This is a genomic window from Vibrio gallicus, assembly GCF_024346875.1.
GTDB classification, from domain to species: Bacteria; Pseudomonadota; Gammaproteobacteria; order Enterobacterales; family Vibrionaceae; genus Vibrio; species Vibrio gallicus.
Genome location: NZ_AP024871.1, coordinates 416,681 through 439,491 on the forward strand (window position 1 = coordinate 416,681; position 22,811 = coordinate 439,491).

A 22,811-nucleotide genomic window follows, 5' to 3' on the forward strand; every position below is an offset into this window, starting at 1 on the left:
CTAATTGGGTAGATAAATAACACCGAGAGAGGTTTTTTCTCGTGCGCCGGTGACTTGTGGAAGGTTGCTTGGCAGTTGATGAATCCGGCGATGAGCAAGCCATGCAAATGCTAAGGCTTCCATATAATCACTGCTGATTCCATGGGCGTCGGTATCGGTGACTTGCCAAGTGGGAACAAGCTGTTTAATGCGAGATACTAAAGCTGGATTATTAGCCCCACCACCGCAGATCATGAGTTGGTTATTGTTTCCATGCGCATGATATTGGCATTGTTCACTTATGCTGCGCGCAGTGAATTCCAGTAAGGTTGCTTGTACATCTGCAACACTAATATCTGAGAAGTTTTGCAGCTGTGTATCCAACCACGCTAGGTTGTAGTGCTCTCTACCGGTGCTTTTTGGGTATGCTTGCCCCAAGAAAGGATCGGTCATTAGCTGTTCTAATAAGCCGCTATTCACGCTTCCTTGTTGCGCTAGTTTACCTTGCTTATCATAAGGTTTTGCCTGATGGCGGTGTATCCACGCATCCATTAACATGTTTCCGGGGCCAGTATCATAACCCAGTACGCTTGTATCGGGTTTGAGTACGGAAATATTGGCGATGCCTCCAATATTTAATACTACCTTGGTTGAGTGTTCACGACTAAAAAGGGTTTGATGGTAGGCAGGGACTAACGGTGCACCTTGCCCCCCAAGAGCAATGTCTTTGCTTCTAAAGTCTGCCACCACCTTTATACCAGTGTGAATAGCGATATAGTTAGGGTCCCCAATTTGAGTCGTAAAAGGGAAGGGACCTGTTGGTTGATGAAAGACGGTTTGCCCGTGGCATCCGATAGCGGTAATGGATTCACGCTCGATAGAATGTTGAGTTAGGAAAGCGATAGTCGCCTCGCTATATAAACGAGCAAATCTTTGATTTAATTCACCAATTTCAGCTAACGTTGTTGCTTGCCCTTGACAGACAGCAAGGGTCTTTTGTTTTAATTCCCACGGAATGGGGTATTCAAAGGTTGCCAGGCACTGAGTGTTGCCGTTTTCAAAGCTTGCTAAAGCAAGGTCTACGCCATCCAGACTTGTTCCTGACATGATACCGATATATTTTTCTTTCATGTCGAATATAATTTGCCAAGTGATTGTCAAATAACAATAAACTGAATACCCTGCTAATGCTACTCAGCTGAGCTTATTCCTTATTTGAGTTGCGATTATTAATGATATTTAAGGAGTTGATATGGGCCCGTTATGGCTTGATGTAGAGAGTTTTGAAATTGATGCTGAAGAAAAAGAGATACTCCAACATCCATCTGTAGGTGGTGTGATCTTATTTACTCGTAACTTCCATGATAATCAGCAGCTGTTAGCTTTGACTAAATCAATTCGAAAAGCAGCTAAGCGCCCAATCCTTATTGGGGTTGACCAAGAAGGTGGGCGAGTGCAACGTTTTCGAGATGGCTTTACTCGCATTCCTCCTGCGCAAGAGTTTGCTAAGCATAAAAATGGTCTACAACTAGCGCAGCAAGCAGGATGGCTTATGGCGGCAGAGATCATTGCCCATGATATTGATCTGAGTTTTGCTCCAGTACTGGATGCCGGCCATGACTGCCTTGCTATCGGATCGCGAGCTTTTGGTGAAGATCAAGATACAGTGATTAGGTATAGCAGTGCCTATATGAAAGGCATGAAAGAGGCGGGGATGGCAACCACAGGTAAACACTTCCCTGGACATGGTGGTGTGCTTGCTGACTCTCACAAAGAGACCCCAATTGATGAAAGAACCTCAATCTTTGAGCAAGACATGGCGATATTTAAAAGTCAGATCGATAGTGGTTTATTAGACGCCATGATGCCTGCACACGTTATTTACCCTCATTACGACTCACAACCTGCTAGTGGTTCTGAATATTGGTTAAAGCAGGTTCTGCGTCAACAGTTGAACTTTCAAGGGTTGGTTTTTTCTGATGACCTCAATATGGAAGGTGCGGGAGTTATGGGGGGAGCGGCGTCTCGTGCGCAACAATCATTGCAAGCTGGCTGTGATATGGTGTTGATGTGTAATAATCGTAACGGCGCTGTCGAGATACTTGATAGCCTTGAGGTTACGCAGGTATTTAATGCTAAGTTGCTTGAGAAAACACATAGCTTTAACCTTTCACAGCTGCGTGCTTCTGCTAAATGGAAGCAGGCATCAGAGGCATTGGTTCGACTCGAATCTAGCTAAAGCAACGGTACTATATTAGTTAAACCCAAGGCGTTCTTTAAGTAGTTTAAGGTAACGTCGACTGACCGGTGCACTATGGCCTCCTTGAGTGATTATCTCTGCAAGTCCTTGCTCAAGGAGCTTAATCTCTTTAATGGTTTTAAGGTTGATTAGGTATTGCCTATGGCAGCGCACAAGGTGAGTTTTCTGTTCAAGAATCTTCAAGGTCAATTGACTGGTTGCAGTATTATTTGTGGTCTGAATAGTAACGCCACTAATGTCACTAAAAGCGACTTCTATTTCATTGATAGGCACTAGCATAATGCGGTTGTGCCCAATACAAGGTACGTGCTCAAGTTCTGGTGTGATAGCTGAAAAATCGGTAGTGGGTTGGTGTTGGTTAAATCGTTTAGCTAAGCGGCATACGGTTTTATCTAAACGGGCATAATCGACGGGCTTGAGAAGATAATCAAAGGCGTTATCTTCAAATGCTTGCAGAGCATACTGGTCATAAGCGGTGACAAACACAACCGCTGGCATGGTGTCAGGGTCGAGCATACTCAGCAGTTCAATCCCTGAAACCTGAGGCATTTCGATATCTAAAAAGACGATATCGGGCTTAAGGGCATTGATCTTCTGTAATCCTTGGATTGCATTAGTTGCTTGGTCAACGACCTGAACACGCTCGGTTTGAGTCAATAATTCAATCAATTCTTCGCGAGCAAGAGGCTCGTCATCAATGACAATTGCGGTTAGTTTTTGTGTGCTCATAGATTAGTGGGGAGCAGAAAACTCATCCTAGTATATTGATTGGCTTCGCAGGCTATCTCTAACTCAGACTGCTGGCCAAAATAGTTAGTAAGGCGTTTAGTTACGATCTGCATACCTAAACCCGATTTATCTCTTTGCTCAGGCTGAAATAAGCCTGCGTTATCTTCGACTGTGATCTGGTAACCGTCATTTGTTACTTCACCGTAGATACGGATTATTCCTTTTTCAAATAGATTGGACACGCCATGTTTGACTGCGTTTTCTACTAGTGGTTGCAGAGTAAAGCTTGGGATATGAGTTGCTAGGTAGCGAGGGTCAATATCGATATCTACATCCAAACGGTCGGCAAAGCGAGCCTTTTCTATTGTGAGATAGGATTTAACATGTTCAATCTCTTGTTTAAGGGTAACAAATTCAGTGTTCTGCTTCAGATTCCCTCTAAAGAACTGTGAAAGATGCTGGATTAAGCGGCGTGCATTGTCTGGATCGCGACGAATTACTGCACTAATGGTATTTAATGCATTGAACAGAAAATGCGGATTGACCTGTGCGTGTAGTAATTTTATCTCAGCTTGTGACAGCAGTATTTTTTTCTGTTGATAATCGCCGTTTAAGATCTGGCTAGAGAGTAGCTGAGCAATCCCTTCAGCCATTGCCATATTGATAGAAGAGAACAGCTTACGTCGCGGTTCATATAACTTAATAGTTCCGATTACTTTTTCATCCGCATGCAAAGGAATAACCAAAGCTGAGCCTAGTTTACATTCGCTATCTATAGAGCATTGATATGGGTGTTCTTTGCCGTCTAGATAGATAATACGATGTTCATTGATTGAGGCGTGCGTGTAAGCCGATGATATCTCGGTATTGGGTTTATGGTGATCTGAGCCAATGCCTACAAATGCTAATATCTTCTCTTTATCAGTAATAGCAACTGCGCCAACATTGGTTTCTTGATGAATGATAGAGGCAATCTTTTGGGCACTAGTGGGGTTTAACCCTTCCGTAAAAATCCCAACAGAGCGCTCTGCAATTTTAAGGGCTCGCCGAGAGTAGGCCGCTGAATACTCTTCAAGTATGGCTTTGCGGTCTTGCAGTATGCTGATAAAAAATGCCGCCCCCAGAGAGTTGGCGAGAATCATTGGTGTGGCAATGGATTCAACCAAAACTTGGGCTTGATAGAAGGGCTTAGCTACCATCAATATGATGCACATTTGTACAACCTCCGCCCCCAAGGTAACAAAAAATATTAACGTAGGGCTAAACAGTTGCTCACGGCGATTTTTCTTTATCATATAAAGGTGCACAAGACCTCCGATGACGCCTTCTGCTGTGGTTGATATGGCGCAGGCCAAGTCAGTAAATCCCCCCATGCTATATCGATGCAGTCCACCAGTTAAACCCACCGCAAATCCGACCAATGGCCCGCCAAATATTCCCCCTAATACAGCGCCAATGGCGCGAGTGTTGGCAATGGCATCATTGATCTGCAACCCAAAGTAGGTTCCTAAAATACAAAATAGTGAAAACATTACGTAGCAGATAAATTTATGGCTACTGCGCTTAGACATGTTGAGCACCGGAATGACAAGGGGAGTCTTACTCAAGGTATACGCCACCATTAAGTAAACACACATTTGCTGTAATAAAGAGAGGATCAGTTCCATACTATTTCTTAGGGGGAAGATATAGCGTTAAGTTTACACGTTTAGAATGGCATATCTAAAATGGTTTATCTTCAATAACTTACATTGAAGCAAGCTGGGTGTAAGTTATTGTTTACATGCAATGTAGTTAAATGTGTACAAAATGCTTGCTTTAAATATTAAGCTTGGTATCTTGTATGCATAGAGTTAACAACACCTGTACAATATTTTTTACGGCGGAATTATGCAACGTAGCGAACTTAGTAATATTCATATCACTGATGAACAGATTATGATCACCCCTGAAGAACTGAAACAGAAGTTGCCGTTGAGCGAAACAGCACGTCAGTTTATTCAATCTTCTCGTCAAACAATTGCCGATATCATCAAGAAAAAAGACCATCGTTTGCTAGTTGTTTGTGGTCCATGTTCAATCCACGATGTAGAAGCTGCAAAAGAGTACGCTGAGCGACTTAAAGCTTTATCTGAGGTTGTTGGCGATCAATTGTATTTAGTGATGCGCGTATACTTTGAAAAACCACGCACAACCGTAGGTTGGAAAGGTCTTATCAATGACCCACATCTTGATGGAAGCTTTGATATTGAGCACGGCTTGCATACCGCTCGAACACTGCTAGTTGAGCTTGCGGAGATGGGGATTCCTTTAGCTACTGAAGCGCTGGATCCAATCAGCCCACAATATGTAGCTGATACCTTTAGTTGGTCTGCGATTGGTGCTCGTACTACTGAATCACAAACTCACCGTGAAATGGCAAGTGGTTTGTCAATGCCAGTTGGTTTTAAAAATGGTACTGATGGCAGCCTTTCTACCGCAATCAATGCAATGCAAGCGGCTTCTTCAAGCCATCGTTTTATTGGTATCAACCGTGAAGGTCAGGTGGCACTTCTTACCACCAAAGGCAACCCCGATGGGCATGTGATTTTACGTGGTGGTAAACAAACCAATTATGATTCTGTATCTGTACGTGAATGTGAAGAAGAGTTAGCTAAGTCTGGACTTGAAGCATCACTAATGATCGATTGTAGCCATGCAAACTCACGTAAGGATTATCGCCGTCAGCCATTGGTTGCAGCAGATGCCATTCAGCAAATTCGTGAAGGCAATAAATCTATCATAGGTCTAATGATTGAAAGTAATATCAATGAAGGTAACCAGAGCTCCGATATTCCACTAAGCGAAATGGCTTACGGTATCTCGATTACAGATGCGTGTATCAATTGGGAAAGTACCGAGGAATTATTAACAAAAGCGCACCAAGAACTGGTACCCTTTTTACAAGATCGTTTGAAGTAGGCATTAGAGTAAAGTATGGCAAAGGAACTTCTGCAATTACGTGATGAGATAGATCATGTAGATAAGCAAATGCTTGATCTATTGGAGCAACGTTTAGCGCTAGTGGAAAAGGTCGGGGAAGTAAAAAGTGAACATGGTTTGCCTATCTATGCCCCAGATCGAGAGGCTGCAATGCTTGCTTCTCGTCGCGCTGAAGCGGAAAAGCGAGGCATTCCACCGCAGCTTATAGAAGATATTTTGCGCCGTACTATGCGTGAATCCTACGCCAGTGAAAATGATTCAGGGTTTAAGTGCCTTAATCCTAATTTGAAGGATGTCGTTATTATCGGTGGGCGAGGACAGCTTGGTGGCTTGTTCCATAAGATGTTTAATCTTTCCGGTTACAATGTAAAGGTGATTGGCCGCCAAGATTGGGAACAATCTGAAGCAATATTTGCCAATGCAGGCTTAGTTGTCGTGAGTGTGCCAATCAATCTTACTCAGGGGGTGATTGAAACACTATCACACCTTCCTGAGGATTGTATTTTATGCGACCTTACTTCAATTAAGCACGCCCCCTTAACTGCGATGATGCAGGTACATAAAGGTCCAGTTGTTGGGTTACACCCAATGTTTGGTCCTGATGTTCCAAGCCTTGCCAAGCAAGTTATTGTGCACTGTGAGGGACGAGGTGCTGAGCATTATCAATGGCTGCTTGAGCAGTTTGCTATCTGGGGGGCGAGCCTTTGTCCTATGGATGCCCAGGAGCATGATAATGGTATGACCCTAATTCAAGCGTTGCGCCACTTTACGTCATTTGCTTATGGGTTACATCTGAGTCAAGAAAACCCAGATATAGATACCTTGATGAAGTTAAGCTCACCGATTTATCGACTAGAGTTGGCAATGGTAGGGCGCTTGTTTGCTCAAGACCCTGACTTATATGGTGATATTATTCTCTCTTCAGAGCAGAATATTGCGATGATTAAGCGCTTCCATCAGCGTTTTGGTGAGGCTATATCATTACTCGATAATCACGATAAAGCGTCTTTCGTTGAGCAATTTAATGGGGTATCCAATTGGTTTGGAGACTATTCAAAATTGTTCATGACAGAGAGCCAAAAGCTACTCAAACAAGCCAACGATGCAATACAGCGAGAAGGCTAGGTTTATATCTTAAAAAAAGGTCGCATTATGCGACCTTTTTTATTAGATAAGTCTAATTACTTAGACACGCGTTTGTACTTAATACGGTGTGGTTCAGCCGCTTCAGGACCAAGGGTTTTCTTCAGCCATTCCATATATTCGTTGTAGTTACCTTCGTAGAAGTTAACCTGTCCCTCATCACGGTAATCGATGATGTGAGTTGCGATACGGTCTAGGAACCAACGGTCATGCGAGATAACCATTGCGCAGCCTGGGAACTCAAGTAGAGCTTCTTCTAGCGCACGCAGGGTTTCTACGTCAAGGTCATTGGTTGGCTCATCGAGAAGCAATACGTTGCCGCCAGTTTTAAGAAGCTTAGCTAGGTGAACACGGTTACGCTCACCGCCAGAAAGCTGGCCGATCACTTTCTGCTGATCTGAGCCTTTGAAGTTAAAGCGCGAGCAGTAAGCACGAGCTGGAATTTCAAAGTTGTTGATCTTGATGATATCAGCGCCTTCTGAGATCTCTTGGAAGACAGTTTTAGTGTCATCCATGCTGTCACGGAACTGGTCAACAGAAGCCAGTTTAACCGTATCACCCATTTCAACACTACCTGAATCAGGCTGTTCTGTGCTGCTTAGCATCTTGAATAGAGTTGATTTACCTGCACCATTGGCACCGATAATACCGACGATAGCACCCTTAGGCATGCTAAATGACAGGTCGTCGATAAGAACTCGGCCATCAAAAGATTTAGTCAGGTTCTTAACCTCGATAACTTTGTCACCAAGACGCTCACCTGGTGGGATGAACAATTCGTTGGTTTCGTTACGCTTTTGACGATCGCCGCTTTGCAGTTCTTCAAAGCGAGCCATACGAGCTTTAGACTTAGATTGACGGCCTTTAGGGTTTTGACGAACCCACTCAAGCTCTTTCTCGATAGTCTTTTGACGAGCACTCTCTTGAGAGGCTTCTTGCTGTAGGCGAGCATCTTTTTGCTCAAGCCAAGAGGTATAGTTACCTTCCCATGGGATACCTTCACCACGGTCAAGTTCTAGAATCCAGCCAGCTGCGTTATCTAGGAAGTAACGGTCGTGGGTAATTGCCACAACGGTACCTGTATAGTCAACAAGGAAGCGTTCTAGCCAAGCGACAGACTCCGCATCCAAGTGGTTAGTAGGCTCATCAAGAAGCAGCATATCTGGCTTCTCAAGCAGTAGACGACAGATAGCTACGCGACGACGCTCACCACCAGATAGGTGTTCAATTTTCTGATCCCACTCAGGCAGGCGAAGTGCATCAGCAGCGCGTTCAAGTGAGTTCTCAAGGTTATGTCCGTCTTTTGCTTGAATAAGGCCTTCAAGTTCACCCTGTTCTTTTGCTAGCGCATCGAAATCTGCGTCAGGTTCTGCATACGCAGCATAGACTTCGTCGAGACGTTTCATTGCACCAGCAACATCAGAAACCGCCTCTTCTACGATTTCACGTACGGTTTTAGACTCATCTAGAACGGGTTCTTGTGGAAGATAACCAACTTTGAGCCCTGGTTGTGGGCGTGCTTCGCCATCAATGTCGGTATCGATACCTGCCATAATGCGTAGTAGCGTAGATTTACCAGCGCCATTGAGGCCTAAAACACCAATCTTCGCCCCTGGAAAAAAGCTTAAAGAGATGTCTTTTAGGATTTGACGTTTTGGCGGCACAACTTTGCTCACCCGAGACATGGTATAGACGTATTCAGCCATTGCCTTTTGATCCTGTGTCTTATAAAGATATAAGGCTCTATTTTATACTATTAGAATCGATTTTGTTACGTCACCGGCCTTTAAAATACATGCTTTAACAAACTTATATTATAAGTTTGCAGGCTTCTTACATTTGTCATGATTTGTTGCGTATTATTGATTAATGCAGGGGAAACGGAAAAACCAAAACCCTTAGCCTTAAATGTTGGAATTTTCTTTGCTTTTGGGAGTGTTATGGCAGCAATAATAAAATGGCTTGGCCTTGGTCTAGGAATAGCGTCGCTATCAGTGTCAGCGATGACCCTAGAGCAGCAAAGAGAAACCTATGAACAGGCACAGTTATTGATTACTCAACATCAGATTGAACAGTTTACAGCGGTGCGTAAACAACTGGATGATTACCCGTTAACACCTTATCTAGACTATCGTATGTTTTTACTAGATATAGCGCACAGAACACCTAAAGAGGTAGAGCAATATATTAAACAGCATCATCAATATCCGTTCTCACAAACAATTCGAGGTGAGTACCTAGATGCATTGGTAGAGAATCAAAACTGGGATGGCTTCTATCACTTTCAAACAACCAAGCCTCGCATGCAAAGCTACCAATGTAGTTTTTACTTTTCTAAATATAAGCTAGGAGAGACCCAGCGAGCGTTTCAGGGAGCAAATGAATTGTGGCTGAACGGCAGCAGTATAGCCAAAGAGTGTGACCCGCTATTTGAGGTGTGGAACAAGGCAGGTATGCGCAGTGATGAACTGGTTTTGCAACGTATGCAGTTAGCATTTTCTGCTCGAAACGGCGGCTTGATAAATTACCTCAAAGATTTACCGAAGTCAGATGATGCGTCTCAGAATGCAATGGCAATATATCAACTGTATAAAAGTCGTTCACACCTAAAAAACTATGCGCAGAGTCAAGCTGCGACCGAGTACAACAAAAAGGTGAGTATGTCTGCATTGAGGCAATTAACCTATGCTGAAAGGGAACCACAATTAGCGATTAACTTGCTAGACCCAGTTGCCAAGGCTCAAAAATACACTGCCCAAGAGAAGCAACAGGTTGCGGATTATATTGCTTATAGCCTGATCAATACCGATGACGAAACATTGGCGAAATGGCGAGATGATACGTTACTTCACAGCCATAATAAGACTTGGCTAGAGCGCCGAGCAAGGTTAGCGATACAGCATCAAGATTGGCATGGCCTTGCCATATGGATCGAGCGCCTGCCACAAAAAGATCGTAACTCAAAGCGCTGGCAGTACTGGTTAGCTCGCACAGAATTGGCTCAAGGCGAGGTAGAGCAAGGTAAGGCTCGCATGCAGGAACTGCTCGGGCATCGTAATTTCTATAGTATAGCGGCGGCAGATTATTTAAATGTTCCGGTACAGTATCAGTCGTCTGTTATTGTGGACAAAGCGGCCTCGATAACGCAATTTAGCTCTAGTCTAGCTCGAATTAAGGAGCTAATTGCGGTGGATAAAATTAGTGCAGCTAAGCATGAGTGGCGCTGGTTATTATCCCGTGCTACCCATGATCAGCAGCGCGCATTAGCTCAATACGCGGCTAAGAAACATTGGCACCACCTAACTGTTATCGCGACCATAGAAGCGAAAATGTGGGATCATCTAGACCTGCGTTTCCCACTAGCTCATCAGTGGTGGTTCAATTTCTATGCCAAGAAATACGATGTGAATCCGGTCACGTTAATCTCCCTTGCACGTCAAGAGAGTGGTCTGGATGCGGACGCGCAGTCTCCTGTTGGAGCGCGTGGTTTAATGCAAATTATGCCGAAAACGGCCTCTCATACCGCAAAAGTGTACGACCTTGATTACCAAGGAGCTAATGATCTTTTCACTGTGGAGAAAAATATTGAGGTTGGAAGTCGATATTTATCGAGCCTGATGGAAGACTATAATGGCAACCGAATCTTTGCTTTTGGAGCATATAACGCAGGGCCGAATCGCATCTCACAATGGCGTGAGCGTACCGGAGGCAAACTGGATGCGTACTCCTTTATTGAGGCTATCCCATTTAAGGAAACCCGAGGTTATATACAGAATATATTGATGTTTGAGGTTTATTATCGAGATATTCTTGATAAAAAAGGTACCTTTTTATCTGACTTAGAGTCTGAAATGAAGTATTAATAGGATTAAGACAGGTTAGATAAGAAGTTGAACGTGCCAGATCAAGAATGGAACAAGGTTCTGCAGATGATTGAAAAAGCGGTCGCTGATGGGCATCAACAGACGTTGTTGTCTATCATGCTGACGGCTGATGAGCGCGAAGCGTTGGCGACTCGAGCTAAGATATTGGATATGCTTTTGAATCAGCAGTGCTCCCAGCGCCAGATTAGTCAAGATCTTGGGGTAGGGATAGCAACGGTGACTCGAGGTAATAATGAGTTAAAAGCTCGTTCAAAAGAGGAGATCAAGATACTGTCAGATCTGTTGCAGCTGAATAAATAACAAAGGCGCTCCGTTGAGCGCCTTTGTTATAGAGATTTAGAAAGAATCAGGGTTAATAAACGGGATGAGAGCGAGAATCAGAGCTTGATGATACACGCTACTGCGACTCAAACGATTATCGGTAAGGATACCAATCGCCCCACCTTTTTGTTTGATATTACTCGTGCCATAAACAAAATCCATAGCATCACCTAACTCTTCACCGCTTTCTATTCGTTGGATTACCTTTGGTGGGAGCATCAGGCTCGATGAGCGTGATTCACCGCGAGTGGCCATCGATTCGATAATCATCCACGCAAAAGTGGCGTTGTTTTCAATTCCGGCCTCAAGGCCAACATAAAAATCAGCATCTTTAACTTGCGCTTTTGCATTATGAACTCGATTTAGAGCACCTTGCTTAGTCTGGATATCTGACATTGGCTGATCGGGTACCTCGCTGGCAACACTAACTCCCTCGAAGCTAAATAGACGCTCTGGAAATACCTCAGAGAATGCGCTTTTTACCGCATTAATTTTGGCCGGGTTTAATGAGGCAACAATTACTTTTTTCATCATTTAAGGCATTTTAACCTGAGTGGCTTTGATGTTTTCGCTGGGGTAACAGCCTAGCACCTTAAGGTAGCGGGTAATGGTTTGCAGCTCATTAATTGCCTTTTGGGTACACTCAGAATCTAGGTTTGTTTCTAGATCCATATAGAACATTTCTTCCCACGGATTGCCGATAATAGGTCGTGATTCTAGTTTGGTAATATTGATGCCATAGCGTTGCAGCACCAACAATGTTTCTACCAATGAGCCAGCCTCTTGAGAGGTTGACATAATCAAGGTTGTCTTAGCAGGAATTTGAGTGGAAACACTGACGGGTTTTCTGGCAACTACGATAAAACGGGTGTGGTTTTCGGTTTGATTGGCAATATTTTGCTGAATAGTTTGTAACCCGTAAAGCTTACCACTGATGGCATTGCCAATTGCTGCAACATCAGGTCTATCTAACTCTTTGACCTTACGCATTGCATCAGCAGTACTGACGCAGGTTTCAAGTTTAACCCCATCAAGTCGACTCAAGAAATCACTGCACTGTTGGTGGGGCTGCGGATGAGAGTAGAGGGTTTTAATCTGCTCCAATCGAATTTCAGAGGTTGCAACAAGGCAGTGTTCAATTGGCTGAGCAAGCTCACCAACAATATATAAGGTAGTGTGCTGTAAAAGGTCATATACCTCATTGATTGAGCCTGAACTGGTATTTTCTATGGGTAGCATTCCATAGTCAGCGTGCCCTGATTCAACGGTTTTTATAATCTCTTTAAAGCCATCGCAGTTGAGCTCAATAAGGTCTGTATTGCGTCGGCTAAAGTAGTCACGACTGGCAAGATGAGAGTAAGAGCCTTTTGAGCCTAAGAAGGCGACACGAGCCAAAGGCTTGCGTTGTAAAGCGGGATTAACCAGATTTTGTAGATACGATTGTTGCAGCAGCACAGAATCTTCGATAATGGTATGGAATACCTTGGTGATGTATTGTGCATCGAGTTGGTATTTGTCTTGACCATTTCGAATGAGCTTAACCAGCAGTTGTTGTTCTCTTTTAGCATCTCGAACAGGCTTTGAGGTTTCGACTTTACTTTTTGCTACCTCAAGGCTGAGGGCTCGGCGTTCTGAGAGCAGGCTCAGTAGTTGATCATCGAGTGCGTTGAGCTTAATTCGTATTTCTTCCAGAGAAATAGGGGGATGTGCCATTATTGCTTCCTTTAATGAGACGCCGAAGGTTTTATCTCACAATAAGCAAGGCGAGTTTTACGGTCAAGCAAAAACAGCGCCTTTAGGCGCTGTTGTTCATATGTTGATTAGAAATGCGATAAACTAGACCGGATCTTCCTCTGGCGTAGCAATCTCTACAGGCGCAGCACGTCGAGCTTCGGGTTTATGACGTAATTTATTTAGCTGACGCTCAAGCTTTTGTTCTACTTCATTTACTGCAATATAAAGATCTTCATGTACAGAAGAGGCAACCAGCTGTCCCTTAGGAACGGTAATGACAGCTTCAAATCTTTTATTTTTATTTGGCTCTTCTTGGAAGCTAGCTTGGCAACCAATAATATCTACTTGCCATTTTTCTAGCTTTTTAAATTTAGCTTCGATATGCGCACGGATAGCAGAGGTAATCTCAATGTTTTTTCCGGTAATGTTCATTTGCATAAGCTCTTTCCTCTGTAGAAACCCTTGTGGGATGTATCTAGAATACGATTTTTATCATGAAATAATACGATCAAGATCACACTGATTGGGGTCAAATACCTTCTGTGATAGGGTTTGTGACTCTATACCAATGTTTGTAAAAAATTGCTTGCAAGCCCTTTGATTTGGTGGCAATTTTGAAAGGGAAGAGACGCTGAAAATCATCAATTTTTAGTGTTTTAGCGCGTCTGCATAACCCTGCCTTAATGAATAATAATCCTACTTATTTGTCTCAAATATCAATTGCACAGGTTCGATGTTTGCCTCTCCGGTAATATTGTTTTCGATACGCTCATCTTGAATGAGCCCAAGCTGTTTATAGATAACGTAATAGCGGTTGATATTGGCGACATACTGCACCGGTTCACGTCCTATATTACGACGAGCAATGATCTCTACATTGTTAAACCAGATATTGGGGTCATAGCCATGCTTGCGCGCAAGTGAGCGCATTCTCCGAATTTTTGCAGGACCTGCATTGTATGAGGCAAGGCTAAAATAAACCTTGTCGTTCTCTTCAATATCCGGGTCATTGAAGTAACGGTCGTGGATGAAACGCAGATATTTGGTCCCAGCATGAATGTTATTTTCTACCGGCTGAATATTAGGGATATTGATATAAGGGTCTTTTGCAGTAGCAGGTAGCACCTGCATTATGCCTACTGCACCTCGGTGTGACACCTTACTATTATCTAAGCCTGATTCTTGGAAAGCTTGCGCAGATAACATCACCCAGTCGATATCGTACTGCTCACCATATCGCTCAAAGATTTTAGAAAGGCTACTAAGCTTTGCCATTTTTTTAGGATTCAGGGCGCGATTAAGCCATCGAGTGTTATCTATATATTTGCCATAGATGACGTTGCCGAGCAGGGTACCTCCCTTAGCTTTTTTAAGGTAGCGATTCACTTCGCTTTTTAATTGAGGGCTGTTTTTACGTAGTGCCCAAGCAATATTGCCATCTTCTCGTACTGGGAATTCGGTATGTACTTGGATGTTATTCATGACCTTTGACCATAATTTGGTCTTGTGGCTGTCGATGACGGTTGCTCGAATGTAGCCTTGGTCGACCATCTCAATCAGTTCAATGTCTTGCAAATCTTCTTGAATAAAATTGACCCGCATTGGGGCGAGTCCTTTATCGGACAGGCGTTGATTGAATGCTTGAATACTCTCAAAGTAGCTAGAACTGGCTCTAATCCAAACCTCAAGGCCTTCAAGGTCTGCAAGCTGTGTGATTTTAGGGAAGTCTTTATGTGTTACAAACAGCTCCTGGATACCCTTCAGAATCGGGTCACTGAAGTCAACTAGCTTGGAGCGTTTTTCGGTGATAGTAAGATTGGCGACTGCAATATCACCAAACCCATTCTCAAGAGCCTGTAGAAGATCATCACGCCCGACTGGGATGATCTTTATCCGCATTAACGGGGTATGTTTTTTGAGGTTATTTTCAAAGTGATGCAACTGTTCAGCAATGATGCCTTTGGGGCGCCCACCTTCAACGTAATAAAAACCAAGATCAGCAGACACTAGGGCTCGAATCACCCCTTTTTGTTTTAACTGATCTAGGTCTCCTTTGTAGGTATTGCGTTGCAATGGAGAAAGCTCAAGCCCTATAGCCGAGAAAGAGCTTAAAGCTATAAGCCAAATCAATAGACTTTTCATACTACAGTCCCTGTAGGTTAATGAAAAAGCAGACTTCATGTCTGCGACCGAATGCTAATTATTTAACATTCGGTCTCTTAAACTTAACACTTATAACGGATTTAACTCAATTAATTTTTCAGTGCGCGCTACAGCGTCGTCAAGGTTTAGTTCTTGATAAGCAATAAGTTGGAGGCGTAATGACTTTCGAGCAGCTTCAGTGTCAGGGTAGGTCTTTTGAATCTCTTGAGTGCGGTTTATTGCCGCAATCCAAGCTTTGCGTCTTACGTAAAAGTCAGCAGTAGCTAGATCGTATTCGGCAAGTCTATGCTTTAGGGAGATCATACGTTGCATGGAGTCTTCAGCATAAGCGCTATCAGGATAGCGTTGTAGTAGGCGCTTGAAGTCTGAGAAGGCGAGTTTAACCGGTTCAGGATCGCGATCTGAACGATCGATATTAAATACATCGTGCAAAAAGTTTCTGTCTTGAGCCATATGGGTCAAGCCACGCATATATAGTATCCAATCGGATTTATCATGGGTTGGGTTGAGGCGTGTAAAGCGCTCAATAGTTGCTAATGCGAGAGGCAATTCATCATTTTTATAGTAAGCAAAGATGAGATCTAGCTGTACTTGCTCCGAGTAAGGACCAAATGGGTAGCGAGAGTCTAGAGCTTCCAATTTTTCAATTGCGGAAGTCCAGCCACCTTCTCTAAGAGAAGTTTGCGCGTCAGCATACAGTTGTGATGGCGGTACATCAGGTACGATTTCATCACTACTACTACAGCCTGCTAACAGCAAAACTGATAGCAATCCGAGTGCGGGTAGGTGTTTCATTTTATAACCAGAAGCCATGCTAGATAATTTTATTTGTTGTGTGAACGTTACAATCAGCTAGATAGCAGATACAATAACCGAAACGTCTATTTTTTCATAGTCGTAAGCATTAGTCCCACAGTTTTTTAAAAAGTTCGATATGGCCCAAAAAATAGAGTTAAAAAATACCGTTAATCCAAGCCAATTAGGGCAAAGACTTGATCAAGCTCTAGCTGAGCTATTTGATGATTTCTCTCGCTCACGCTTGAAAGAATGGTTGTTAAACGGAAACGTTTCCGTTGATGGCAAGGTTATTACTAAGCCCCGCATACGAGTTATGGGGGGAGAAGAGATCACTGTCGTCGCTGAAATCGAAGATGAAGAACGCTGGGAAGCCCAAGACTTACCTCTCGATATTGTATACGAAGATGAAGATCTTTTAGTTATCAATAAACCGCGTGGATTTGTTGTGCACCCTGGAGCGGGTACTCCCGACAGTACTGTATTGAATGCATTGCTGTTCCATTATCCGCAGATTGCAGAAGTGCCACGCGCTGGTATCGTGCACCGTCTGGATAAAGACACCACAGGTTTGATGGTTGTCGCTAAAAATGTACCAACCCAAACTCGTTTAGTTCGTACGCTACAAAAGCGTCGTATTACACGTGAATATGAAGCGATTGCGATCGGTAAAATGACCGCTGGTGGCATGATTGAAAAGCCGATTGGCCGCCATCCAAATAAGCGCACCCTTATGGCTGTCAATGAGTTGGGTAAACCCGCTGTCACCCATTACCGTGTAGCTGAGCACTTTCGTGAGCACACTCGTATCCGTTTACGCCTAGAAACTGGCCGTACTCACCAAATACGTGTGCATATGTCCTATTTACAACATCCGTTGTTAGGAGATATAGCCTATGGAGGACGAGCTCGTATTCCAAAAGGTGCGTCTGAGAAACTGACGGAGATGATTCGTAGTTTTGATCGCCAAGCTTTGCATGCGGTTATGCTTAAATTTATACACCCAACAACGGGTGAAGAGATGAGTTTTCATGCTCCTGTGCCAGATGATATGGTGCAGATGGCAGAAGCGCTGCGTATCGATGCCAAACTGAACCCAGAAGACGACTATTAATGAGTTTTATTCGTCCTAAATGGGCATTGCCTAATACTGTGCAAGCAGTCAGTTCTACTCGTACTGGCGGCTTTTCAACAGGAGACTTTGCAAGTCTTAATTTAGGTATGCATGTGTCTGATGATCCAGAGCTAGTACAGCGCAATCGTCAGCACTTGCAGCAGGTAAGTAATATGCCTAGCGCTGCTATATGGATGAATCAGACCCACTCGACCGTTGTTGCCTCGGTTGATAGTCCTTCAATCTCAGCCATTGAATCCGATGCCTTGGTTACTTCTACACCAGGGGTTGTATTGAGTGTTATGACCGCCGATTGTTTACCCGTTTTGTTTGCCAGTAAAAATGGTCAGCAAGTGGCTGCTACCCATGCAGGGTGGCGGGGACTGGTCGGTGGTATTTTAGAGAATACACTTGAGTGCTTTGCACAAGACGTTACAGCTTGGATTGGTCCTGCAATTGGCGTCGAAGCCTTTGAAGTGGGCGAAGAGGTTCGCCAACAGTTTGTTGATATTGAACCAAGTGATGCGATTGCCTTTATACAACACAAACCGGGAAAATTTATGGCTGATTTACCGCTATTAGCCAAGCTACGCTTAACCCGTATGGGGTGTAAAGATGTCGCTTTATCGAATCTGTGCACCTACTCCAATCCTGAGACATTCTTTTCCTATAGAAGACAATCTAATACTGGCCGTCAAGCAAGCTTTATCTGGATAACAGACTAGAGTAGTACAAAGTATAAGGTGAGCCAGCCTTGAAAAATGCGTTTCGCGCATCCATTTGAATATAAAGTAAACAAGTGAGTTTGTATTCAAAGGAGTTCGAAATGCGTTTTGATCGATTAACTGGAAAATTCCAAGCCGCAATCTCGGATGCACAATCTCTAGCGGTTGGCCGAGATCATCAATATATAGAACCAGCCCATCTATTATCTGCACTGCTTAATCAAAATGGCGGTAGTATTCGTCCATTAATGTCCCTGCTTCAGGTTGACATTGCCAAGCTTCGCGCTCAGTTGTCTGAGCAGCTCGACAAGCTACCTAAAGTAAGTGGGATGGCAGTGGATGTTCAGGTATCCCAAGCGTTAACTAAGCTTCTCAATCTTTGTGATAAGTTTTCTCAGAAACGAAATGATAGCTATATATCCTCTGAGCTTTTTCTACAAGCTGCGATTCATGACAGCAGTCAGCTGGGGCCTATATTAAAATCTCAGGGGCTGAGCGAAAGAAAAATCATCGAGGCGATCGAAAAGATCACCGGTGGTCAAAAGGTTGACGACCCCAACGCAGAAGAGCAGCGCCAAGCCTTAGAAAAATACACCATAGACCTCACCGCCCGTGCAGAGCAGGGTAAGCTAGATCCAGTGATTGGTCGAGATGATGAAATACGCCGTACTATTCAAGTGTTACAACGCCGAACCAAAAATAACCCAGTTCTAATTGGTGAGCCTGGTGTTGGTAAGACTGCGATTTTGGAAGGCTTGGCACAGCGTATTATCAATGATGAAGTTCCGGAAGGACTTAAAGGTCGTCGCGTGCTCGCTCTGGATATGGGGGCTTTGATCGCAGGCGCTAAATATAGAGGTGAGTTTGAAGAGCGTTTAAAAGCGGTACTTAATGAGTTGGCTCAAGAAGAGGGCAATATAATTCTCTTTATTGATGAAATGCATACCATGGTCGGCGCAGGTAAAGGCGAAGGGGCAATGGATGCCGGTAATATGCTAAAACCGGCGCTAGCTAGAGGCGAGCTTCATTGTGTTGGAGCGACTACATTAGATGAACACCGCCAATATATAGAGAAAGATCCTGCCTTGGAGCGCCGCTTCCAAAAGGTATTAGTCGATGAACCTAGTGTAGAGGATACCATTGCGATATTACGTGGATTAAAAGAGAAGTACGAGCTTCACCACCACGTTGATATTACCGATCCTGCTATAGTCGCCGCGGCAACCCTTTCACACCGTTATGTCACGGATAGACAGTTACCAGATAAAGCGATAGATCTTATTGATGAGGCTGCATCATCGATTCGTATACAAATTGATTCAAAACCAGAGGTTATGGATAAGCTTGACCGCAAAATTATTCAATTAAAAATGGAGCAGCAAGCACTACATAAAGAAGACGATGATGCCAGTCGAAAGCGTATTGCGTTAATCAATGAAGAGCTTACCGACAAAGAGCGTCAATATGCGGAATTTGATGAAGTTTGGACTGCTGAAAAAGCGTCACTTTCTGGCACTCAAAATATCAAAGCAGAGATTGAGCAAGCACGTCTAGACCTTGAGTTCGCACGTCGAGCGGGCGACCTTAATCGTATGTCTGAACTGCAATATGGTCGTATTCCTGAGCTAGAAAAACAGTTGGAATTGGCGAGTAATGTCGAGCAAATAGAAATGACACTGCTGCGAAATAAAGTGTCTGATGCTGAAATTGCCGAGGTACTCTCCAAGCAGACGGGTATTCCGGTTTCAAAAATGTTGGAAGCCGAGAAGGGTAAACTGCTGCGCATGGAGCAAGAGTTGCACCGCAGTGTCATTGGGCAAAATGAAGCTGTAGATGCGGTGGCCGATGCCATACGTCGCAGTCGAGCGGGCTTATCGGATCCAAACAAGCCTATTGGTTCGTTTTTATTTTTAGGTCCAACAGGGGTTGGTAAAACAGAGCTTTGCAAAACACTGGCCAATTTCATGTTTGATAGTCAAGAGGCAATGGTGCGTATTGATATGTCAGAATTCATGGAAAAACACTCAGTTGCAAGATTGGTCGGTGCACCTCCTGGTTATGTAGGCTATGAAGAGGGAGGGTATTTAACCGAGGCTGTTCGCCGTAAACCTTATTCGGTTATTTTACTTGATGAAGTGGAGAAAGCGCATCCTGATGTGTTCAATATCCTATTACAAGTATTGGATGATGGTCGATTAACTGATGGCCAAGGACGAACCGTTGATTTCCGTAACACGGTGCTAATTATGACCTCAAACCTAGGGTCGACTCAGATTCATGATGGATTTGGCGAAACTAGCTATACGCAGATGAAAGAGAGGGTGATGGAAGTGGTGAAAAATCATTTTCGTCCAGAGTTCTTAAACCGCGTAGATGAGAGCGTTGTATTCCACCCGTTAGGCCAAGAGCATATTAAGAACATAGCCTCGATTCAGTTAAATGCACTAATTAAGCGTTTAGAGGCAAAAGAGTTCCATTTGGTGATAAGCGCACAGGCGTTAGATAAAATTGCGCAAATTGGTTTTGATCCAGTATATGGAGCAAGGCCCCTTAAAAGAGCGATTCAGCAATATATTGAGAATCCACTCGCTAAATCACTACTAGCTGGGGAATTTATCCCAACACTCCCTATCCAGCTTGAGGTTAAGGATGAACATATTGTGGCAAAACAAGTAAAACAATGAGCGCAAGTAGGGGATTACAGGGCTAAAAAAGTCACGTAAACGTTTGCTATGTTCAATATTCGCTCAATTACACTTTTTTTTTAAAAAAAAGCCATTTTGGGCTTGTCAGGAGGCGTTTTATTCTTATAATGCGCCTCCGTTGTCACGATAAAAGTCGCTGACAATAAGCGGTTCTAAAAACATGAATTGATTGATAAAAAGTGTTTGACACTAATAATTATTTCATTAGAATAGGCCGTCCGCTTGAGAGGTAAGCCTCGAAAGCAAGCTCTTTAACAATTTAAACCTATCAATCTGTGTGGGCACTCGTTGATGATAATCGAAAAGATTTATCAATGAACTGAGTGACCAAAATCAAATTGGGTGCAGCCTTGAGCTGTTTTATTTTACTTTTTTAAAAGTAAAGACCGATAAGAGCACAGTCAATTCATTATCGTTCTGTTGGAACGATAATAGCTTTAAAATTACTTCTTACTTTCGAGTAAGGAACAGTTTTGAAGTCAGTATTCATTGAGCCGCATCTTAGATGCAACAAAACTTTAATTGAAGAGTTTGATCATGGCTCAGATTGAACGCTGGCGGCAGGCCTAACACATGCAAGTCGAGCGGAAACGACAACATTGACCCTTCGGGTGATTTATTGGGCGTCGAGCGGCGGACGGGTGAGTAATGCCTGGGTATATGCCTTGATGTGGGGGATAACTATTGGAAACGATAGCTAATACCGCATAATGCCTACGGGCCAAAGAGGGGGATCTTCGGACCTCTCGCGTCAAGATTAGCCCAGGTGGGATTAGCTAGTTGGTGAGGTAATGGCTCACCAAGGCGACGATCCCTAGCTGGTCTGAGAGGATGATCAGCCACACTGGAACTGAGACACGGTCCAGACTCCTACGGGAGGCAGCAGTGGGGAATATTGCACAATGGGCGCAAGCCTGATGCAGCCATGCCGCGTGTATGAAGAAGGCCTTCGGGTTGTAAAGTACTTTCAGTCGTGAGGAAGGCGTTGTAGTTAATAGCTGCATCGTTTGACGTTAGCGACAGAAGAAGCACCGGCTAACTCCGTGCCAGCAGCCGCGGTAATACGGAGGGTGCGAGCGTTAATCGGAATTACTGGGCGTAAAGCGCATGCAGGTGGTTTGTTAAGTCAGATGTGAAAGCCCGGGGCTCAACCTCGGAACCGCATTTGAAACTGGCAGGCTAGAGTACTGTAGAGGGGGGTAGAATTTCAGGTGTAGCGGTGAAATGCGTAGAGATCTGAAGGAATACCAGTGGCGAAGGCGGCCCCCTGGACAGATACTGACACTCAGATGCGAAAGCGTGGGGAGCAAACAGGATTAGATACCCTGGTAGTCCACGCCGTAAACGATGTCTACTTGGAGGTTGTGGCCTTGAGCCGTGGCTTTCGGAGCTAACGCGTTAAGTAGACCGCCTGGGGAGTACGGTCGCAAGATTAAAACTCAAATGAATTGACGGGGGCCCGCACAAGCGGTGGAGCATGTGGTTTAATTCGATGCAACGCGAAGAACCTTACCTACTCTTGACATCCAGAGAATTCGCTAGAGATAGCTTAGTGCCTTCGGGAACTCTGAGACAGGTGCTGCATGGCTGTCGTCAGCTCGTGTTGTGAAATGTTGGGTTAAGTCCCGCAACGAGCGCAACCCCTATCCTTGTTTGCCAGCACGTAATGGTGGGAACTCCAGGGAGACTGCCGGTGATAAACCGGAGGAAGGTGGGGACGACGTCAAGTCATCATGGCCCTTACGAGTAGGGCTACACACGTGCTACAATGGCGCATACAGAGGGCGGCGAGCCAGCGATGGTGAGCGAATCCCAAAAAGTGCGTCGTAGTCCGGATTGGAGTCTGCAACTCGACTCCATGAAGTCGGAATCGCTAGTAATCGTAGATCAGAATGCTACGGTGAATACGTTCCCGGGCCTTGTACACACCGCCCGTCACACCATGGGAGTGGGCTGCAAAAGAAGTAGGTAGTTTAACCTTCGGGAGAACGCTTACCACTTTGTGGTTCATGACTGGGGTGAAGTCGTAACAAGGTAGCCCTAGGGGAACCTGGGGCTGGATCACCTCCTTATACGATGATTATTCACGATGAGTGTCCACACAGATTGATATGGTTTAGAAAGTAAAGAGATTTTGAAGTGCCCCCCAAGGCGCTTCAACAATTTGCGTTTGCTCTTTGGAGTAAATGTGAATCTAGTGTCCCGTTCGTCTAGAGGCCTAGGACACCGCCCTTTCACGGCGGTAACAGGGGTTCGACTCCCCTACGGGATACCATT

At 44.2% G+C, this 22,811-nt stretch carries 17 protein-coding genes, 1 tRNA gene and 1 rRNA gene; 10 read left to right on the forward strand and 9 right to left on the reverse strand.

Translation table 11 applies throughout. From position 1 onward, the window contains the following. On the reverse strand, positions 1–1,110 hold the full coding sequence (locus OCU28_RS01990) for an anhydro-N-acetylmuramic acid kinase (RefSeq protein ID WP_261816701.1): 1,110 nt from the start codon (positions 1,108–1,110) through the stop codon (positions 1–3). A gap of 121 nt (positions 1,111–1,231) precedes the next feature. Between OCU28_RS01990 and nagZ the strand changes: the two genes are divergently transcribed. Further along, positions 1,232–2,218, forward strand: coding sequence for a beta-N-acetylhexosaminidase (nagZ, locus tag OCU28_RS01995; protein ID WP_261816702.1), 987 nt, complete (start codon positions 1,232–1,234; stop codon positions 2,216–2,218). A 15-nt stretch (positions 2,219–2,233) separates the two neighbouring features. Here the strand turns inward: nagZ and btsR are convergent, their stop codons facing one another. Together btsR and OCU28_RS02005 are read right to left on the reverse strand one after the other, a co-directional pair. Then, positions 2,234–2,968: a two-component system response regulator BtsR gene (gene btsR / locus OCU28_RS02000; protein ID WP_261816703.1), complete on the reverse strand. Its 735-nt coding sequence runs from the start codon at positions 2,966–2,968 to the stop codon at positions 2,234–2,236. Next, the gene (locus OCU28_RS02005) at positions 2,965–4,635 is read right to left on the reverse strand and encodes a sensor histidine kinase (RefSeq protein WP_261816704.1); all 1,671 of its coding nucleotides are present in this window, start codon (positions 4,633–4,635) and stop codon (positions 2,965–2,967) included. The genes btsR and OCU28_RS02005 overlap by 4 nt, the downstream gene beginning before the upstream one ends. 223 nt (positions 4,636–4,858) lie before the next feature. Between OCU28_RS02005 and OCU28_RS02010 the strand changes: the two genes are divergently transcribed. After that, the gene (locus OCU28_RS02010; RefSeq protein WP_261816705.1) at positions 4,859–5,929 is read left to right on the forward strand and encodes a 3-deoxy-7-phosphoheptulonate synthase; all 1,071 of its coding nucleotides are present in this window, start codon (positions 4,859–4,861) and stop codon (positions 5,927–5,929) included. Between the two features lie 15 nt (positions 5,930–5,944). Further along, positions 5,945–7,075, forward strand: a complete 1,131-nt coding sequence (tyrA, locus tag OCU28_RS02015) for a bifunctional chorismate mutase/prephenate dehydrogenase (RefSeq protein ID WP_261816706.1) — start codon at positions 5,945–5,947, stop codon at positions 7,073–7,075. 56 nt (positions 7,076–7,131) lie between these two features. Here tyrA and ettA read toward each other — a convergent pair whose 3' ends face one another. Next, a complete protein-coding gene (ettA, locus tag OCU28_RS02020; RefSeq protein ID WP_261816707.1) occupies positions 7,132–8,799 on the reverse strand; it encodes an energy-dependent translational throttle protein EttA in 1,668 nt (555 codons plus the stop codon). 234 nt (positions 8,800–9,033) lie between these two features. Here ettA and sltY point away from each other — a divergent pair, with 234 nt between their 5' ends. Then, positions 9,034–10,956 carry a murein transglycosylase gene (gene sltY / locus OCU28_RS02025; protein WP_261816708.1) on the forward strand — a complete coding sequence of 641 codons (1,923 nt, stop codon included), beginning with the start codon at positions 9,034–9,036 and terminating at the stop codon, positions 10,954–10,956. Between the two features lie 27 nt (positions 10,957–10,983). Continuing rightward, on the forward strand, positions 10,984–11,277 hold the full coding sequence (gene trpR / locus OCU28_RS02030; protein ID WP_261816709.1) for a trp operon repressor: 294 nt from the start codon (positions 10,984–10,986) through the stop codon (positions 11,275–11,277). Positions 11,278–11,313: 36 nt separating this feature from the next. Here the strand turns inward: trpR and yjjX are convergent, their stop codons facing one another. The 5 genes from yjjX to bamD all read right to left on the reverse strand — a co-directional run bounded on the left by yjjX (position 11,314) and on the right by bamD (position 15,990). Continuing rightward, positions 11,314–11,829 carry an inosine/xanthosine triphosphatase gene (gene yjjX / locus OCU28_RS02035; protein ID WP_261817413.1) on the reverse strand — a complete coding sequence of 172 codons (516 nt, stop codon included), beginning with the start codon at positions 11,827–11,829 and terminating at the stop codon, positions 11,314–11,316. Positions 11,830–11,832: 3 nt separating this feature from the next. Next, entirely contained in the window at positions 11,833–13,011 is a 1,179-nt protein-coding gene (gene pheA / locus OCU28_RS02040; RefSeq protein WP_261816710.1) for a prephenate dehydratase, read from the reverse strand. 123 nt (positions 13,012–13,134) lie between these two features. Beyond that, complete coding sequence (gene hpf, locus OCU28_RS02045) at positions 13,135–13,470, reverse strand: ribosome hibernation-promoting factor, HPF/YfiA family (RefSeq protein ID WP_261816711.1); 336 nt, start codon at positions 13,468–13,470, stop codon at positions 13,135–13,137. A 258-nt stretch (positions 13,471–13,728) separates the two neighbouring features. Beyond that, a complete protein-coding gene (locus tag OCU28_RS02050) occupies positions 13,729–15,174 on the reverse strand; it encodes an MltF family protein (protein WP_261816712.1) in 1,446 nt (481 codons plus the stop codon). Positions 15,175–15,264: 90 nt separating this feature from the next. Continuing rightward, positions 15,265–15,990, reverse strand: coding sequence for an outer membrane protein assembly factor BamD (gene bamD, locus OCU28_RS02055; protein ID WP_261816713.1), 726 nt, complete (start codon positions 15,988–15,990; stop codon positions 15,265–15,267). A 139-nt stretch (positions 15,991–16,129) separates the two neighbouring features. Between bamD and rluD the strand changes: the two genes are divergently transcribed. The 5 genes from rluD (at position 16,130) to OCU28_RS02080 (ending at position 22,809) form a co-directional block, all read left to right on the forward strand. Further along, entirely contained in the window at positions 16,130–17,104 is a 975-nt protein-coding gene (rluD, locus tag OCU28_RS02060; protein WP_261816714.1) for a 23S rRNA pseudouridine(1911/1915/1917) synthase RluD, read from the forward strand. Next, on the forward strand, positions 17,104–17,829 hold the full coding sequence (gene pgeF, locus OCU28_RS02065; protein WP_261816715.1) for a peptidoglycan editing factor PgeF: 726 nt from the start codon (positions 17,104–17,106) through the stop codon (positions 17,827–17,829). The genes rluD and pgeF overlap by 1 nt, the downstream gene beginning before the upstream one ends. A 101-nt stretch (positions 17,830–17,930) precedes the next feature. Then, positions 17,931–20,513 carry an ATP-dependent chaperone ClpB gene (gene clpB / locus OCU28_RS02070; RefSeq protein WP_261816716.1) on the forward strand — a complete coding sequence of 861 codons (2,583 nt, stop codon included), beginning with the start codon at positions 17,931–17,933 and terminating at the stop codon, positions 20,511–20,513. A 540-nt stretch (positions 20,514–21,053) separates the two neighbouring features. Beyond that, positions 21,054–22,606 (forward strand): 16S ribosomal RNA (locus tag OCU28_RS02075). 127 nt (positions 22,607–22,733) lie between these two features. Further along, positions 22,734–22,809 (forward strand) — tRNA-Glu (locus OCU28_RS02080). Positions 22,810–22,811 lie beyond the last annotated feature (2 nt).